We start from the raw sequence: 16855 nt of genomic DNA on the forward strand, positions 1-16855 counted from the left end.
TTGGCGACTTTTCATACGCAAGTCGTTCGTCTGGTCTCTACCGGCAGGCTTCTCACCTGCGAATATGCGTTCAGCATCGACCCTGTGAGCACAGCCGCCGACCGAAAAGTCTCCATTTGTGACACAACAGCCCGCTCGTCGCTCCGGGCGTGGTTACATGAAAGCCCAGACCGTCAGTCCGTGGGGCGCACCAGCCACCAGGCGGCGTAGGGCGGCACGGGCACACGGCCGTCCCCCGCCCCGTCCAGCGTGGTGGAACCGAAGGGGACCGTATCGGTCAGGACGTCGGTGGCCCCCATGACGCCGAGCCGGGCGAGCTGGTCGGCGGCCACCGAGCGCCACTGCGGCGTCACGTTGTACACGCCCACGAAGCTGCCGCGCGGGTGGTCGCGGTAGGTCACCAGCACCCCGGGGTCGTCGACGTCCTGGACCTGGGTGCGCACGGCGGCGTCGAGCTGGGGCAGGCCGGCACGCACCTGCGCCATCCGCGCCAGGTCGGTGAAGACGCGCCCCTCGACGGTGGAGCGGTCGTGGCGGTTGGCCAGCCGGGCCCTGTCGAGGCGGGGGCGCCCGGCCCAGCGCGAGTCGGCCTCGTGGCCCAGCTCGGTGTCCCAGTTGGGGTCGTTGGGCTGGGCGAGCTCGTCCCCGCTCCACAGAACGGGGATGCCGCCCCAGCCGTAGACGATGGCGTGGGCCATGCGTAGGGCATGGATCCGCTCCTCGCGCCACGTCCACAGCGCCTCGGCCTCGTGCTCGGGGGTCTCGTCGGTGACGCCCTCCCAGGCCTGGGCGGCGGCCTCGATCCCGATGAGTGAGGCGGCCGTCCCGGCGATGCGCCGGTCCCCGGTGGCCGGGTTGTGCTGGAAGACCAGGCCCGCGGCGTCGGAGGTGGGGTACTCGCCGCTGTACCAGTCGGCCAGGAAGGAGCGGTGGTCGTAGCCGGACAGGCCGACGGCGGCCGCGTCGTCGTCGTCAATGGCCCAGCCGATGTCGTCGTGGCAGCGCAGGTAGGTGATCCAGGTGGCGGTGGAGGGCTCGACCGGCAGGTTCTGGAGGGCCTCGACGGCCAGCGTCGTGTCGCGTGCGGCGAGCATGGACCAGATCTGGACCATGAGGGAGTTGTGGTAGGCCAGGTCGGAGACCTTGCCGGTGTACTTGCCCTGGCCGAGGTACTGGAGGAGCTCGGTGGGAGCGACGATCGCCTCGGCCTTGAGGTCGACGGCGGGGCAGGCGATGCGGGTCAGGGCGCGCAGGACCTCGGTGATGGCGTGGACCTCGGGCTGGCCCTGGCAGTCGGTGCCCTTGCGCTTGATGGTGAAGGCGATGGCGTCCAGGCGCAGCACCTCGACGCCGCGGTTGGCCAGGTCCAGGACGATGCCGGCGAACTCGGCCATGACGCGGGGGTTGCGCCAGTTGAGGTCCCACTGGAAGGAGTTGAAGGTGGTCCACACCCAGCCGCCCACGCCGTCGTCCCAGGTGAAGTTTCCGGGGGCGAAGTCGGGGAAGACCTCCGGCAGGGTGCGCTCGTAGGCGTCGGGCTCGGTGCGGTCGGGGAAGATGAGGAAGTAGTCGCGGTAGCGCTGCTCGCCGGCGCGCGCCCGCACCGCCCACTCGTGCTCGGCGGCCACGTGGTTGAGGACGAGGTCCACCACCAGGGAGATGCCCTCAGCGCGCAGCTCGCCGGCCAGATGCTCGAGGTCCTCCATGGTGCCCAGGTCCGGGCGCACGGTGCGGTAGTCGGCCACCGCGTAGCCGCCGTCGGAGTCGCCGGGGCGCGGGGTGAGCAGGGGCATGAGGTGGAGGTAGGTGACACCCAGCTCGCGCAGGTAGTCGATGCGGTCCTCCACGCCGCGCAGGGTGCCAGCGAAGCGCTCGGTGTAGGCGGCGTAGCCGACGCGGCCCGGGTGCTGGGCCCAGGCGGGGTCGAGGGTGCGGGCCAGGTCCAGGCGGCGCAGCTCGTAGTCGCGCTCCGCGTAGGCCCGGGCGGCCAGGGCCAGCAGGTTGAGGGCCTCCTCCTCGGCGGCGTCGCCGTAGAGGGTGGTGAGCCCGTCGAGGAGGTCGGGGTACCAGGCCTCGGCGCGCGTGAGGAAGATGTCCCGCTCAACCGCCTCAAGCGGGTCCAGGACGTGGAAGACGATGTCGTTGAGGGAGGGCGGGAGGGAAGTGGCGGCGCTCATGAATCCATGGTCCCCGATTCGGCGCCGTCGCGGTACTGATTTCCTCATCGTCCCGTCGGTCAGGGCGGCCATCGGCGGGGCGGCGGCGCGGTCGGTCACGCAGTCGGCCGTTCAGTCGGCCCCCGACAAGCGCCAACGGGCGCCGCCGGGCGCGGCCCCACCTCCTGAGCCCGCGGCGTCGGCCTCCCGCTCCCGCCGGCCCACCACCGACAGGGACATTGCGCGCGGCCGGGGGCGTGTCATTCGGGGCGGGGGCATTCGACGCCGTCGGGGACGGACATCCTGCTCACTCAATCACTGGCGGGCCGGAACGGTCCTGGAGGGCCTCCCGTACCTCCTTGCTCGCGTGCGGCCAGGCGATGCGTTCCTGCTCCAGCCGAATACCTCGGGTACTCACAACCTCCCACGCCCACCGTTCAGAGGCGGTAAGCCCGTCGGGTACCGACCGTCCCTCATGCTTGTCAGCCGCCGGGTCTGGGACCACCAGCGTGGCGTAGCGTTCCAGGACCTCGGGGCCCATGAGAATCGATCGAACCTGCGGGAGACGGGATCGCAGACGGGCCAGGATGGCGAGCCCATCAACATCGACGTCTCCCCAGTAGAGGACCCGCTGCGCTCGAAGTACCCAGCTCAGGTCGCTGACGGCGTCGACGGCGTATCCGGCTCCCCACAGGGCCACAGTTCCCGGACAGTCCTCCAGAGCGAGAAAGGTCGTCAGGTTCTCCACAATGACGACAGTCGCGGGCATCGACTCCGACCGCTGGGGCAGGTCACCGTTCCGTGGGGCGGGCCAGAGCCGGTTGAGCTCCGCAACAGGTGCCGCCAGATCGCGCAACCCCGACGGCGCGAGGCCGGCATCGAGGACCCTCAACCGCACCGTGTGCCGAGGCGGGGTGAGTAGTCCCAGATCCACATCGCGAGCATCCTCCCCCCGGAGCGCCCCGAGCAGGCGCAGAACTACACGCCGGTGGGCTTCCAGCCACTTGGTATCCATGCCGGCCAGCGGAAGCTGACGCAGATAGAGGCCGGAGACCGGGTGAGTGGTAAGCCACGTGACGGCTCCGAGGAGTCGCTCGACGTCGTCGTCCGAGTAGTCCGCCACGGTGGTGATGACGGAGGCGATGGCCGCTGAGATCGCAGCAGCATCGGCCTGTTCATCCCCCGGCACCGCCTTGGCCCCGCCCTCTCCTGTTGCCCCGAGATCCTCATCCTGATCACGGAGCGATTGACGCAACTCAGTAAGAACATCTCGCATTCGAGATGCTCGCCGTTCGGCCCGCCTCCAGTGCTGCAACCGGCCGCATGCACGGGCCACGGCGGCCGCTCCGTCAAGGACGGCTCGCACGGGAACTTGCTGAACACCCATGGAGGTCCAGCGCCGCGAGGCGCGTTCAAGGCGACCACCGTGATCACCCCACGTCCTCTCCCACTGGCGCCATGAGGCGATCCATCGCGTGACCTCCTCGGAATGGTTCAACGCCTGCTTCTCCGTAGGCGCATCGAGCGGAAGAACAAGCCTCTCATTGCGGGCGTTACTGGGATCGGCGGCCCAGGTCGGCAAAGCCTGCCTGTAGCGCTTAGCTGCTCGCGAGCTCAGGTCGTCAGGGTCCCTCACAACGAACCCTCCTCATCAGTGAAGACTGAGAAGAGGTTCTCCTCGTTGTCCTCGTGGGTGCCGGATGCCGAGGCCGCCGTCTTATCCGCCCCCCGCGGGTCGGTGGCCCCGACGACGTTGGCCCCCGCCACAACCCTCTCCTTCTCGGCGTCGTCAACGTGCTCAGCGTCCCCGACGCTCTCGGTATCCTCGGTGTTCTCGAACAGGACCAGGGAGAGCTGGGAGCAGCGTCCCTCGGCGTCATTGGTGACCATGGCGGCCCCGCCGACGTGCTCCTCCAGGGTCTGGAGCATCTTCATGGGGGTGGCCAGCAGGAGCTGGAAACCGAATCCGCTGAAGACGTCGAGGCCGGCGCGGGTGAACTCGGTGTCGGTCTTGTCGAAGGCCTCATCCAGGACGACGAGCGCATAACCGGGGACGGGATCACCGGCCTCGGTGAGCTGGTAGCGCAGAGCCGCGGCCAAGCAGAAGACAACCAGCTTCTGACGCTGGCCTCCTGAGAGCCCGCCCGCCCCTTCGTAGTAGTCCACTGCGGTACCGTGCTCATCGCGCTCGACGGCGGTGAAGGACACGTGCAGCCGCGTATCCAAGCACTGGTTGCGCCAGGTCAGGTCTCGCTGCTCGGAGGAGGCCAGCCGTGTCATCACCGCGTTGAGCAGCTCGAAGCGCGCCTCGGCCTCCTGCTGCGTCTCATCGGCCAGGTCCAGGGAGCCTGTCGAGATCGTGGCGAGATCTGCCAGGAAGTCTGCGACGACGGGCAGCCTGCGTTCGGAGACCTCGATGCGCAGGTGGTGGCCGGGTGAGTACTCGGTGTCCTGGAGCGCATCGTTGACCGGGCCGATCCTGGTGCGGACCTGGCTGACGGCGCGGCGGATCTCGCTGGCGAGCTGGCCGATATTCTGGCTCGACTGCGATTGGAGGAGCTCGGAGAACCGCCGCTCATGACGCGGCAGATCGTCAGCGCGTAGATCCTTGAGGACCTTGAGGTGGTCATCCAGATAAGCGGGCTCGGGGCGCACATCCGCTCCCGCCGCCGGCCACTGCTCCCCGAATCTGACCATAATGCTGACGGCGTCGCGCAGAGCCTCATTCTCTTGGCGCAGGGCCCGCTGACGTTCCTGGCTCAGCTCGCGGGTGACGCTTGTGGCGACCTGCCCGATCTCATCAAGGGTGGGATGTCGCTTGCGGGACCTGAAGCGCTTGTCGAGCTCCTCGCTCAGGGACTCATCCAGGTCGGGCTCGTCCTCCACCACCAGGCGCTCGAGCTCCTTGGTGGTCTCCTCCAGGCGGGAACGCTGCTGCTTCAGGTTCGCCCGCAGGCTGATGTGCCGTTCGCGGGCCTGCTCCTCCGCCACGCGGGCGGCCTCCAGGCGGGTATCGAGCTCAACCAGTCCCGGCAGGTCCTGGGTCAGACGGCCGCACTGGGCCTCCAGGTCAGCGACGATGCCACTGGCCGTGGTCACATCGACCTCCTCCCAGGTCGACTCCGCGGCCCGCAGACAGGCGTCATGTCTCTCCTGCATCTGGCGGGTCCGCCGAGTCAGGTCCTCCAGCTGAGCATTCACCTCGCGCTCGCGCCGCCGGAGCCGGTCCACCTCCTGACTGACCTGGTCGAGGCGCTGGGCGGCGTCGACGCCGATCGTCCAGAACCTGGGATTGGTCAGGTCCCGCCGGTCGTCCTTGAGGTGGGCAGTGCGCGAGGACTTGACCTGACCGGCGCGGGTGACCCCCCGTTCCACGCCCGCGAGCGCGGCGGCGTCCTCGACACAGCGGTGGTCGAAGCGTCGCAGGATCTCAGTGTCGAGCCACTGCGCGTAGTCGGTGCCCTCCACTGGCCGCAGCTTGCGGGCCAAGGCGTCGGGACTGACACTGCGAGCCTCACCACCGGGCAGGACCCGAAGGTAGGACAAGCGGGTGCCGAGCCGTTGGACGTCGACGGCGTCAGCGACCTGCCGATAGAGGCGCTCGGGAACAAGCATGGTGCGGGCGAACCCGGAGGCCACCGCCTCGACCGCGACGCGCCAGGTCTCCTGCCCCTCCACAATGGTGAGGATCTCGCCGACGAAAGGAAGGACCGAAGCCGGCTGACCGGTGGCGCGCGAGATGATCTCGCGGGCGTCGAGCAGGTCCGGGGCCATGGCCGAGCGGGTGCTGGTGATGCGCTCAGCCTCGGCGCGCAGCGCCTTCAGCTGGTCGACGAGCTCGAGCTTGTCCCGCATCACAGCGTGCGCCTCCACCTCGAAAGACTCCAGCTGGACCCGAAGCTCACGAGCCTCCCGATCCAGCTGATCGGTGAGCTCGGCAAAGGCGGCGGCCGTCTGCGGAGGTTCGGTTCCCAGGACGCCAAGGTGCCCGGCCAGGTTGCGCAGCTGGTCCTCCACTCGCGCCAGGTCCTTGCGGGCGGACTCGAGGCGAGCCTGTACCACCGGGAGTTCACTGCCTGCCACCCCGGCCCTGGCGGTGGTGAGGTCCTGGACCTCGGCCCGGGCTCTGTCCTCGGCACGCTTAGCGTTGTGAACCTCCCCGTCCAGGGCGGTGACGGCGGCACGGGCCCGGTCCCGAGTCTGTTCAAGCCGGTCCCGGCGCAGCCGGCGGACGTAGGCATCGACACTCTGGGAGAGTTTCTCGCTAAGTTCCTGATCCTGTTGCGCCCGACTGATGGTATGGCTCAAAGGCAGCAGAGGAGCCAAGATCTCCTCCTGCCTGCGGGCATCAACGACGGCCGCATGCGCGTCACGCAACTCGGCGAACTGCTCCACCGCATCATCAGCCAAGGAGAAGGTGCTGGGGGTATCGAGCATGAAGTCACGCAGGAGCGTGTCCAGGCTGGTCAGGCTCTTGGCGGCTTGAGTGCGGTGGAGGAGGCGCTGGGCCACCTCACCGGACAGTCCCAGACGTCGTCGGAAGGCTGCCGCGAAGGAACTGTAGCCTTGGAAGAAGCGAGCCCTATCTCCCAGATGTTGACGCAGCCTCCGTTTGTCTACCCCTTCTCGGATCATGCCTATGAGCTCGACGAGGTCCTGCTGGCCCTCGACGAGGATCTCGACCTGGCTGGCCGAGTCCGCTCCGCTGCGCACGTGGTAGAGCTTGAGCAGTGTCAAAGTATCTGCGGGGTGCAGGCGGGTGAAGGTCAAGGCGATGCCGCTGCGAGTGGCACCGGGCCGCAAGTAGTCGGTGACGACCTCGCCGGTGGTCTCCTGCGTGACCCGCCTGTAGGCGCCACGCACATAGGACAGGACGGTGCGGGAACGGTCATTGGTGCCGGCGTCCTGGGCGGCGGCGTTGAAGCGCAGGTGCTTGGCGGGCACCAGGACGGCGGACAGGGCGTCCAGGAGGGAGGACTTGCCGGAGCCCGAGGGACCGGTCAGCAGCAGGCCCGAGCGGGGGACGGGCAGGTCGTGATAGCCACCGAAGGTGCCCCAGTTATAGACCTGGATCCGGGCGAGTCTGTGCTGCCCCGCTGTGGCGCTCTGGACAGTGCCTGCGCCCACGCCCTTCGCAGAGCTCACCGCGCTCATCACTTCACCTTGTTCTCAGCCGATGCGGCAGCGTCATCACTGCCATCATCACCATTACTGTCATTACGGCGCCCATGACGATCAGCGCTATCGGTGCTGGCGGCGGCGTCGGCCTCGCCGGCATCCTCCCCCAGCATGCGACGGTACTCGGCGGCGATCGCCGCGACCTCGTCAGGGCCGAAGATCAGGTTGAGCACCGGGGAGATCTGGAAACGGTCAGGCACCTGAGTGGTACGCAGTATCGAAGCGTCCTTCATCTTATTGATCGAGGCATTGACCCGCTTGGCGAAGCCGGCGTGATCAGTGGAGGCGTGCGGACGGTAGACCGCGAGGTGGTCCTGCAGCTCGGAGCGGTCAACGAAGGCGCGCTGCCCGCTGGTCTCGCCCCGCAGCACGAGGGTGCGCAGATGCAGCAGGAGCACCGTGTCCACAAGTGTTAGGGGTAGCGATCTCACGACGGAGGGCGCCTGCCCGCTGGGATCCTCAACGTTACGCACAAAGGCGACGCCCACGTCACGGTCCATCACCAAAGTGAGGAAGAGGTCCGCCAGGTAGCGGCGCACACTGGGCTCATCGGAGACAACGGCGTTCCACAGGTCCGGGTGGAGCTCCGAGCTGACGTAGGGCCCCTGAAGGAGACGGACAAGGGCTCGGCGCGTGTCCCGGGCCAGCCCTCCGGCGTCCCCCTCCCACAGGGCGGCGTGGCCGGTGGAGCCCTGGGCGAGTCCATCCAGTCCCTGTTCCGAGCACTGGATCTGACCCTCCGATTGGGCGAGGGCCCGGTTCACGGATTGCTCTGCCACCTGCTTCTCAGGTCGGTTGGCCTGCATGCACTGCTCCCTCTGCTTGACGATGTTCCCCGGCCTCGGAGGTGAACAGGAGCCGGGGAACGCTGGCAGCACGCTCCCGACCAGCCTTAGAGATCCAGGTCACGCGCTCGACGCCGTCGACCACCTGCCCACGACGCCGCGCCAGCAACAGGAGACCGATAACACTGGCAAGACCCTGGGTAGCGGGCGAGTCCTCAAGAACCTGGGCCACCGTGGCCGCGCCACGCCGCACCACCGAGGCGGCAACAGCGTCCTCGAGCTCAACCATGTCGATCTCGCTGGCACGCACGATCGCACGCACAGCCTCCAGGTCCAGACCCGAGACGTCATGGAGGACGATCTCCTCATCGACTGTGCCCTCCGCCGGGTTGTGCAGCCGCCAGGACCCGACGCTGGCCAAGGAGACACCGGTCAGATCCAGATGCTTCGTCATCCGGTGCTGCGGCTGGGTGCCGGCCGCCACCCGGGCGGCCAGGCGCTGAGCCTGGGCAAGCTCAACGGCCAGACGGCGGTGCTCCTCGAAGGCCCGGCTCTGCACGAACCGTCTCAGGGACCGGGAGAAGCCGGTCATGGTCAGACGCACGGAGCTGGACTCCTCCATGAGGGTGGAGCGCCAGTGACGCAGGAACCTCCTGTCCTCAGGCGACAGACGCGAGGAGAAGTCCCGATCCAGGACCGTGTCGATCTCGTCATCGAGTCGCGCCGAGGACTCCACATCGGACAGGAGCTCGTAGAACCCCAGGAAGGAACGCCCCGCCTCGGAGGACTCGATCCGGTCCACGCCGCGGAAGACGTCGTCGAGCACCTCGCCGCGCGAGCCGCTCATGGCCACGATGTGCTCCCGCAGCAAACGGTTGAGATCGGTCATTTCGGCGCGGACTCGGGCGAAGTCTCCGGGAACCTGCTCGGCCAGGGCGATGATCTCCTCAAGCCGCTCGGCTCCCTGATCGTCCTCAAGCGGGGTGTAGTCGCCGGAATCGACACGAGCGATCTCCTCATCCAGGGCGTCTCGTTCGGCATGCAACGCTGCCAGCCGCCCCGCCGGCGAAGGATCGGAGTCACGCACCAGGCGCCGCAACTGGTTGGAGATGGTAGCCAGACGCGACTGGGTGACGGCCGCACGAGGACGTTCCACCTGAGCGAGGAAGCGCAGGGCCGCCTCCGCCGGGGCGGAGAGCTCGTAGGTCTCCTCCCGGCTGCCGGAAACGGAGGCGCGCAGGAGGATCCCGGCCCGGCGCCACTGATCACAATAGGCCTGGGCCCGTTGCGGCAGATTCAGGCCCGCCTCCCGCAGGGCAGCCAGGTCCTCATCGATCAGCTCATGGAGCTCGGCCACAGGTCGACGCCGCATCTGCCCGCCCAGGTGCGCCGCCAGAACCGCTGCGGCAACTGGTGCAAGGTCCAGGCGCAGAAGATGCAGTCCGGCATCGGCCCGCTCACCGGATACGAGACGGGAAAGCTCCAGCGCGCTGGCAACCACTCCGCTGGTCCCTGCCATTACGCACCTCCCGATTCCTCTGACGTATCCACAGCCGTTCTCGGCGTCCCGCGCCGGTATAGTCACACTCCGTTCAGGGCACGCCACTCGGCCCTCGACGTTGGACGCGCATCCAGGCTACCGGCCACCTCCGACACGAACCGGGGCTTCGAGCCGACTGTGGGCCGGTTCCACGTATCCGGCCCGGCTTGGCTCGTGCGCCCCGGCCGGTGCAGGCTTGACCCATGACTGCCATCGCCCTGACCATCGCCGGCTCCGAGGCCTCCGGCGGCGCCGGCGCCCAGACCGACCTCAAGACCTTCCACACCCTCGGCGTCTACGGTTGCACGGCCCTGACCTGCATCGTGTCCATGGACCCCAAGGACGGGTGGAACCACCGCTTCGTCCCAGTGGACCCCGGTGTCATCGCCGACCAGATCGAGACCTGCGCCGCCGTCCACTCCCGCGTTGACGCCGTCAAGATCGGCATGCTGGGGACGGCGCCCACCATCGATGTCGTCGAGCAGGCCCTGGAGACCTACGACTTCCCCGCCGTGGTGCTCGACCCGGTCCTCATCTGCAAGGGTCAGGAGTTCGGGGGCGCGCTCGAGGTGGACAACGCCCTGCGCACCAAGATCCTGCCGCACGCCACGATGACCACCCCGAACCTCTTCGAGGCCGCCACGTTGGCGGGCATGGAGGAGATCACCACGGTCGAGCAGCTCAAGGACGCCGCCAAGCGCATCCACGACCAGGGAGTCCCCAATGTCCTGGCCAAGGCCGGCCCTTCGCTGGGCACCGGCACCGCCCTGGATGTCTTCTACGACGGCACCACCCTGGAGGTCCTCGAGGTTGAGGCCGTGGGCACCGAGCGCGTCCACGGCGCCGGCTGCACCCTGGCCGCCGCGGTGACCGCCGAGCTCGCCAAGGGCGCCTCCCCGCTTGAGGCCGCCGTCACCGCCAAGGAGGTCGTCTCCTCCTCCATCCGGCACGGCCTGCGCGGCAATATGCCCTTCCTCTACGTCTACCAGGGCGAGTACCGGCAGGGCTGAGCCGCGACGCTGAGGCGCCCTTCGGTTTCTCACCGATCCTCCCGTTTCACCGCCGCCGACGGTTTTCAGCCCGTCGGCGGCGGATGCACGTCATCTACGCCCAGATCTGTCACTCCTGGCGACTTTTCAGGCGGACCGCCGCGGCCACCAACCCATCCGCACCGCCCTGACCTGCACAGATGCCCCAGGCCCACCGACGCGACGCAGCACCGACGCACCTAAAAGTCGCCATCCGTGACAGATCAGCCCGAACGAGCCGACACACCAGCCCAGTAGATAGATAACCTAGTAACTAGGTAGACTACTGACTATGGACTCATCAGCAGCCCGCCTCCTGCGCGGATTCCTGGAACCCTGCCTGCTCTCACTGCTGGCCGAGCACGCCGACTATGGACTGTCCCTGGCACAGCGCCTCGCCGCCGGCGGCCTGGACGAGGTACCCGGCGGGACGCTCTACCCGGCTCTCATGCGCCTGGAGAAGCGCGGTCTCGTCGCGGTCTCCTGGCGCCCCTCCACCTCCGGGCCCGCCCGCAAGTACTACGAACTGACGGACGCCGGACACACCGAGCTCGCTGCACGACGGGCCGAGTGGCGAACCTTCTCCACGGCGGTCGGCGCTCTCATCGAAGGCCGGAAGGTGCACACGGAGGCCCCCTCATGAGCCGGCCCGAGGAGGCCAGGGACCCGGCGGTGGACACGACGGCCGACTGGTACCGAAGCTTCGCCGTGGAGCTCGCCTCCCACGGCCTGCCGGCCTCCGAGGTCGAGCGCACGGCCGCCTCAACCCGGGCGGAGGCCGAGGCGGCCGGGGTGCCGCCCGGCGACCTGTACGGGCCGGCAGTCCTCTACGCCCGCGAGGTCGCCTCTGCACTGCGGGACTACCAGGCCGACGCACCCGCCTCAGCCCCACTCAGTTCGTCACCCCACGCCACTGCAGGCCTCGGCACTACCAGTCCCACCACCGCATCTGCCAAGACTTCGCCCGCAACCCCCGTGGTCCTGCGCCTGACAGACGTCTCCGCACGCCGCGGCAGGCGCACGGTCCTGTCCAGCATCAACCTCACCATCCACCGAGGCGAGGTCGTCGCCGTCGTCGGGGCCAACGGGGCCGGCAAGTCGACCCTGCTTCAGCTGTGCGCGGGCCTGCTGCGCGCAAGCGGTGGGCACATCGAGAGGACGCCGAACTTCGGCTACGCGCCTCAGCTCGACTCCTTGGCGCCGCTGCTGACGGTGGACGAGCACCTCCGGCTCTTCGGGGCGGCGCGTGGGATCCGGCAAGGCCGCTCCATCTCGACCGGTCACCGTCTCCTCACCCGCCTGGGTTGGACCGCGCGCGGAGACCAGACCGCCGGGACGCTCTCGGGTGGGACTCAGCAGAAGCTCAACGTCGCTCTCGCCCAGCTCAACGCCCCCGATCTGCTTCTCCTGGATGAGCCCTACCAGGGGCTTGACGCTCTGGCCTACGAGGATCTGTGGGCCCTCATCGCGGCCTGGCGCGCCTCGGGCGCGGGCGTCCTGCTGGTCACCCACCTGCTGCGCGACGTCGACCTGGTTGACCGCGTCGTCGAGCTGCCGGCCCCGCAGGAGGACGCTGGCCGGACAATCCACCGAACGCCCCGACGGACGCTGCGAAAGGAATCCGCATGAGCACGCCGCCTGACCAGTTCACGCCGCAGACCGAGTGGGATCGCGCCGAGGACGCCCGGTTCCGGTCGACGGCTGCAACCACGGGCCTGGTCGCGCTCGTCACCCTGCGTGAGCTTGCCCGACGGCGCGGCGCCCTCGCGCTGGCGACCCTTCTGCCGCTGACCTTCTACCTGGTGCGCCTGGAGACGCATTGGACCGCGATCCGGCTCCTGTCGATCGGCCTGGGCTGGGCGACGGCGACGCTGGCGCTGTTCACGCAGGTCTCGTCCCGCTCAGTGGACCGCCGCCTCGCTGTCAGTGGGGCTCGGCCCGCGAGCCTGCTGCTGGGCCGCTACCTCGCGGTGCTCGGGCTCGGGTGGATTCTCGGCCTGCTCTACAGCGGCCTCGTCCTTGCCACGATCGGCGACGAGCTCACCCACCCGAGTGCGGTGCCGGTCATGCTGCTGCTGACCGCCACCGTCGCCACTCCCCTGGGCTCCCTGACCGCCGCCCTGGTTCCACGTGACCTCGAAGGCGCACTCCTGCTGCTGTCAGTGATGGCGGTGCAGGTACTGGTGGATCCTTCCGAGGGCTGGACCCGCGTCCTGCCGCTGTGGTCGACCCGTGAGCTCGCGAGCGTCGTCGTGGAGAACCTGGGGTCCGACACGGCCGACTACCTCCGCCGGGGACTGGAGCATGGCGCCACCATGGCCGTCCTGCTGACGGCGGCGAGCTGGGCCGTGGGCGCCCTGCGGCTGCGCACGGTGAGCATTCCCGCTCCCATACACGGATAGGTCGAGAATGGAATCTTTCCCGTTCTGATTCTCTTCACCAGACGAGTCATGATCCAGTGACCTCACAGCTGCCTGACCACGCTGAAGTCCTTCTCCCTGCTCAAAATCATCGCCAAGAAAGGAGAAGGATAATTGAGGTGCTTCGCCACGATCACTTTCCTGTTGAAGAGGGATGCCCGCACGGTCCAGGGAATCGATCGGTACTCCGGAGACTGGCGATCAACTGCGAAATACACGAACTGCTGGCTGGCCGCAAATCCGCGAATGACAGTCCAGGGAATGTATCTTTTGAATCCGTAGGAGCTGCAGTCGATGATGCCGCTCTCGGTAACGGTAAGACTGAATCGGTTCAGTACGGGCCGCCACATGGAGATCAAACGACAGAGGGACAAGACCCATGCCAGTGCAACAAAGAATGTGATCCACTCATGCCGCCAGCTGCCCCACAGGATCCGCACCGCAGGCGCACCTATGAGAATGAACAGAACTCCGATGAAAAGAGCCACTGGGCGCTTCCCTTCGAAATATATGGAGCCGTAAGCCACATCCCGCACCTGACTCAGGTCCAATGGTTCCTGGCTCACACCCCGCCCCTCAGTCGTTTCAGGTCGCTCCTCTTCCAAGCTCGCCGACACCGGAAGGCTTGCATCAGAGGCACCCATTCACATACATCTCCTCTCTGCGCCACTCTGACAGCCAGGATGGCCCACTCAAGTCAATCATCACCAGGTCACTGTAGCTCAGGGGCAAGCCCGGGTGCCTTTCAGACAATGAATCCAGATGGAGCATGAAGTCCTTCGGGCCTTCCCTGAATGTGAGGATACTACGCAGTCTTTCCACCCTATTTGGGTCGGCGAGGAGACTCTCAATCCACTCTGGATACAACCGCGCCGATGCAATCATTATACTGAAGTTGTCGACATCGCCCGCCGCATTCAGTAGCGGATAAAATATTTGCGGCCGTGGACTCCCATAAGACTGTGCTTCCTGAGATGCCCTCCTACTCACCTGTCGGTTACAGACGACATTCCATTTACTATATGTCTCCCCTTGAAATCTGCATACAAGCCCCTTCCAGGAGCGAATATCCTTCCAAGACACCTCAAGCACCCGATCTCCTAGGCGTTGATACATTCCATCCGCAGACAGATCAATATCACCTGGATGCCGCATCCGCCTCCAACGCTTCCACCAAAAATAAACCACTGAACCAAACAGGCAGATACCTATCATGACGAAAATCGTTAAAGAAACCACCGCCGGAGTACCCTCCTCCGGCTCGGCCAAGAATAACGCGACCATACCAAAAGTCAGTAATGTCCATGCCACCCTTATCAGAATCGACGACATTAAAGGATCGAAGTTTCTGTCCGCAAGGATTCTCGCACCCCGCTCAGTCCACATCACTGCTGGAATCCGCACCTGATAGCCACACATTCGGTCTGAAAGATACGCGTTGGCGCTTGCGCACACACCGCTGGCAAGTATCAAAACACATGAGGTGTATCTCGCCACGAGATTACCTGTCATCTCGAATAAGCACACGAAGTACACGAACATCGCCGCTGCGACGAACCAGAAGATCACAAAGAACCACGTATATGGTTTCGCCTTTCCAAATGTGATCACCCTTTGCTTTTCAACGAGGGAGAGAATACTTTGATGAGATTCGCTCACCTATATCACCCTTCCTACTCACACCCCACGCCTACGGAATCGCTCTGCTGGTTCATCTTCTCCTACAACAACGGCTCTTCAGCACGCGGAGCGGAAAGAATCTCGGTAAGTGAACCAACGCGATCTTGTGACGAGAGTAAGGTACTGGCCCACGCTGGGTCAGTCCATGCAGTCCAAATAAATGCATGCATTGCATCCGTGGCGACAACCGGAGTCAGGAGTATTTCGAAGTTCTGTGGACGCTCACCCGAGTATCGTTTCGGTTCTCGATTTCCAAAGCGACGAACCTGATTCCTACTGACTGCATTCCATAGGTCCGTATACTCACCCATGTTAGTTCTTCGCCCTGCCTCCCATACGTTAATGTCCTGCCACGACACCTCAACAACTCGATCAGCAACACGTTGCCGAATTCCTTGAGGGGTCAGCTCAATGTCTCCAGGATACCGTCTACGCCTGTGTCTCATCCAGGAATAATGTACACACCGTGCGAGAGATACTAGCGCCACGGCAGTTAGTAGTGCGAGTGCCATATACGTGATAGGAATGCCATCCGTTCCATCTTCTGGGTCAACTATTATCAGGATAATTCCGATAGTAGCAAACAGGCATGACATCCAGAATATAATGAACGACAATAGAGGGTCGAAGTTCTTGTCGGCAACCAGCCGAACCCCAGTTTGCTCCCACACAATTTCCGGAACCAACACAGAGTAACCAAATACTCGGGACGAGAACAGGTAGTATGCGCACATCCCAAAGGAGGCCAGAACAAGAGAAACGTAGCCGAACTTCTCCTCAACAGAACCATGTGCTATATCGTCGAGGCGCCACAATACAAGCAGAGAACCAACGCCCATCAATGGCCATATCAGAGCCAGTAGCCAGTCGGTAATATCACGCGATCCCCGCCTACTAATAAACTCATTCCTTTGCATACTCATCTACTCTCGTTTGTCAAACTTAATTCAATGACATCGCGATTTAGATACGAATATTATGAAGGTTACTCGGGGTGGTGCTGAGGCATAAATAGGGCGCATTCGGTGTGGGTGATAGGTCGTTCCTGTAGGAGAATTCTTGTCGCCAGACAAAAGCCCTATAAGGAGACGAACCGTCACCTTGAAGCATACCATCGGATTGAGTGTCCATCAGTTCACCGAACTGGCCCAGGAGGTGCCCCAGAGCAAACCGCTTCACATCATCCCAGCGATCCTCGAAGTCGCCAGGTCGCTACGAGCGACACTGATCTACCTGCGCGATATTCCCTAGGCCGCCTTCGATGATCTGCTCGTCGTGTCCCACCTCACTGTCTGCCGGGCCGTCAAAGCGCTGACTGAACTGGCCACCCGCGCCCCGAAGGGGTACCTCATCACCGCCAAGGAGGTCGTCCCGGCTGCGACGATGTCCTGGACGGAACCCTGATGCCGTACTGGAGTTGGAAGGCCCACCCCGAGCTGCGGCTGGGCAAGCGCATGCGCACCGTGCTAAACCTCCAGGTCCTGGTCACCTTGCCGGTCATCTGGCTCGGGTCTCAGAGTCCTGCCTATGCTTGACCCGTGACGTCACTATATTGGACGCCTTCGGCCTGCTCGAGGGTCTCGATGTCAGCCGGTGGGTCGCTGACAGGCGCTACATCGGACGAGGAATGATCGCCCCGCCCAGGAAACCCTCCGGAAGTACGCCCACTGGCGTCACCAGGGAAGTCAGCCGCAACATCATCCGGATCAGGTACATAGTCGAGCGAGTCAACGCCCACATCAAGACTTGGAAGATCCTCAAGGAGGACTACCGACGCCCCTCCTGAACACATTCCCACAAACCATCACAGCCACCCTCATGCTCTACACCTACACCACCACCTCCTGAATATCCTTCCACTGTGATGCGGTTATAGAATTCCCTGAACTCCCAGAGGCTTATTCATGGGGTGTATGTGAATATGAGTCCGAGGGTGGCTGTGATGGTTTCTGGGAAGGTGTCTAGTGGTCTTCTGTAGCCGGTGTGCAGGACTCTCCAGGTCTTGATGTTGGCGATGACTCGCTCGATCTTGTAGCGGATCTGGTTGACGGTTTTGTTGTAGGTCCTG

Annotated in this window: 14 protein-coding genes; 7 read left to right on the forward strand and 7 right to left on the reverse strand. The window is 65.2% G+C overall.

The genetic code is table 11. From position 1 onward, the window contains the following. Positions 1–173: 173 nt before the first annotated feature. The 5 genes from BKH20_RS11925 to BKH20_RS11945 form a co-directional block, all read right to left on the reverse strand. Positions 174–2177, reverse strand: a complete 2004-nt coding sequence (locus BKH20_RS11925; RefSeq protein WP_075391237.1) for an alpha-amylase family protein — start codon at positions 2175–2177, stop codon at positions 174–176. Positions 2178–2463: 286 nt separating this feature from the next. Next, a complete protein-coding gene (locus tag BKH20_RS11930; RefSeq protein WP_075374167.1) occupies positions 2464–3792 on the reverse strand; it encodes a Wadjet anti-phage system protein JetD domain-containing protein in 1329 nt (442 codons plus the stop codon). Continuing rightward, the gene (locus tag BKH20_RS11935; RefSeq protein ID WP_075391238.1) at positions 3789–7310 is read right to left on the reverse strand and encodes an ATP-binding protein; all 3522 of its coding nucleotides are present in this window, start codon (positions 7308–7310) and stop codon (positions 3789–3791) included. Before BKH20_RS11935 ends, BKH20_RS11930 begins: the two co-directional genes overlap by 4 nt. Beyond that, positions 7310–8140 carry a DUF4194 domain-containing protein gene (locus BKH20_RS11940; RefSeq protein WP_081381705.1) on the reverse strand — a complete coding sequence of 277 codons (831 nt, stop codon included), beginning with the start codon at positions 8138–8140 and terminating at the stop codon, positions 7310–7312. Before BKH20_RS11940 ends, BKH20_RS11935 begins: the two co-directional genes overlap by 1 nt. Further along, on the reverse strand, positions 8121–9638 hold the full coding sequence (locus BKH20_RS11945) for a DUF3375 domain-containing protein (protein ID WP_075391239.1): 1518 nt from the start codon (positions 9636–9638) through the stop codon (positions 8121–8123). Before BKH20_RS11945 ends, BKH20_RS11940 begins: the two co-directional genes overlap by 20 nt. Before the next feature lie 224 nt (positions 9639–9862). Between BKH20_RS11945 and thiD the strand changes: the two genes are divergently transcribed. The 4 genes from thiD (at position 9863) to BKH20_RS11965 (ending at position 13089) form a co-directional block, all read left to right on the forward strand. Next, positions 9863–10669 carry a bifunctional hydroxymethylpyrimidine kinase/phosphomethylpyrimidine kinase gene (thiD, locus tag BKH20_RS11950; RefSeq protein ID WP_075391240.1) on the forward strand — a complete coding sequence of 269 codons (807 nt, stop codon included), beginning with the start codon at positions 9863–9865 and terminating at the stop codon, positions 10667–10669. A gap of 310 nt (positions 10670–10979) precedes the next feature. After that, positions 10980–11330, forward strand: a complete 351-nt coding sequence (locus BKH20_RS11955; protein WP_075391241.1) for a PadR family transcriptional regulator — start codon at positions 10980–10982, stop codon at positions 11328–11330. After that, the gene (locus BKH20_RS11960) at positions 11327–12316 is read left to right on the forward strand and encodes an ABC transporter ATP-binding protein (protein ID WP_075391242.1); all 990 of its coding nucleotides are present in this window, start codon (positions 11327–11329) and stop codon (positions 12314–12316) included. Before BKH20_RS11955 ends, BKH20_RS11960 begins: the two co-directional genes overlap by 4 nt. Then, on the forward strand, positions 12313–13089 hold the full coding sequence (locus BKH20_RS11965) for a hypothetical protein (RefSeq protein WP_075391243.1): 777 nt from the start codon (positions 12313–12315) through the stop codon (positions 13087–13089). The genes BKH20_RS11960 and BKH20_RS11965 overlap by 4 nt, the downstream gene beginning before the upstream one ends. Before the next feature lie 62 nt (positions 13090–13151). Here the strand turns inward: BKH20_RS11965 and BKH20_RS11970 are convergent, their stop codons facing one another. After that, the gene (locus BKH20_RS11970; RefSeq protein WP_256693164.1) at positions 13152–13673 is read right to left on the reverse strand and encodes a hypothetical protein; all 522 of its coding nucleotides are present in this window, start codon (positions 13671–13673) and stop codon (positions 13152–13154) included. A gap of 64 nt (positions 13674–13737) precedes the next feature. Beyond that, positions 13738–14766, reverse strand: coding sequence for a hypothetical protein (locus BKH20_RS14125; RefSeq protein ID WP_143225010.1), 1029 nt, complete (start codon positions 14764–14766; stop codon positions 13738–13740). Between the two features lie 1296 nt (positions 14767–16062). On the opposite strand from BKH20_RS14125, the gene BKH20_RS14800 reads away from it, so the two are divergent. The 3 genes from BKH20_RS14800 to BKH20_RS14285 are packed head-to-tail and all read left to right on the forward strand — an operon-like array spanning position 16063 to position 16573. After that, a complete protein-coding gene (locus BKH20_RS14800; RefSeq protein ID WP_256693165.1) occupies positions 16063–16191 on the forward strand; it encodes a hypothetical protein in 129 nt (42 codons plus the stop codon). Beyond that, the gene (locus BKH20_RS14805; RefSeq protein WP_256693166.1) at positions 16191–16322 is read left to right on the forward strand and encodes a hypothetical protein; all 132 of its coding nucleotides are present in this window, start codon (positions 16191–16193) and stop codon (positions 16320–16322) included. The genes BKH20_RS14800 and BKH20_RS14805 overlap by 1 nt, the downstream gene beginning before the upstream one ends. Positions 16323–16339: 17 nt before the next feature. Then, on the forward strand, positions 16340–16573 hold the full coding sequence (locus BKH20_RS14285; protein ID WP_256693167.1) for a transposase family protein: 234 nt from the start codon (positions 16340–16342) through the stop codon (positions 16571–16573). Positions 16574–16855: the final 282 nt, after the last annotated feature.

This window comes from Actinomyces oris, assembly GCF_001937445.1.
Lineage (GTDB): Bacteria > Actinomycetota > Actinomycetes > Actinomycetales > Actinomycetaceae > Actinomyces > Actinomyces acetigenes.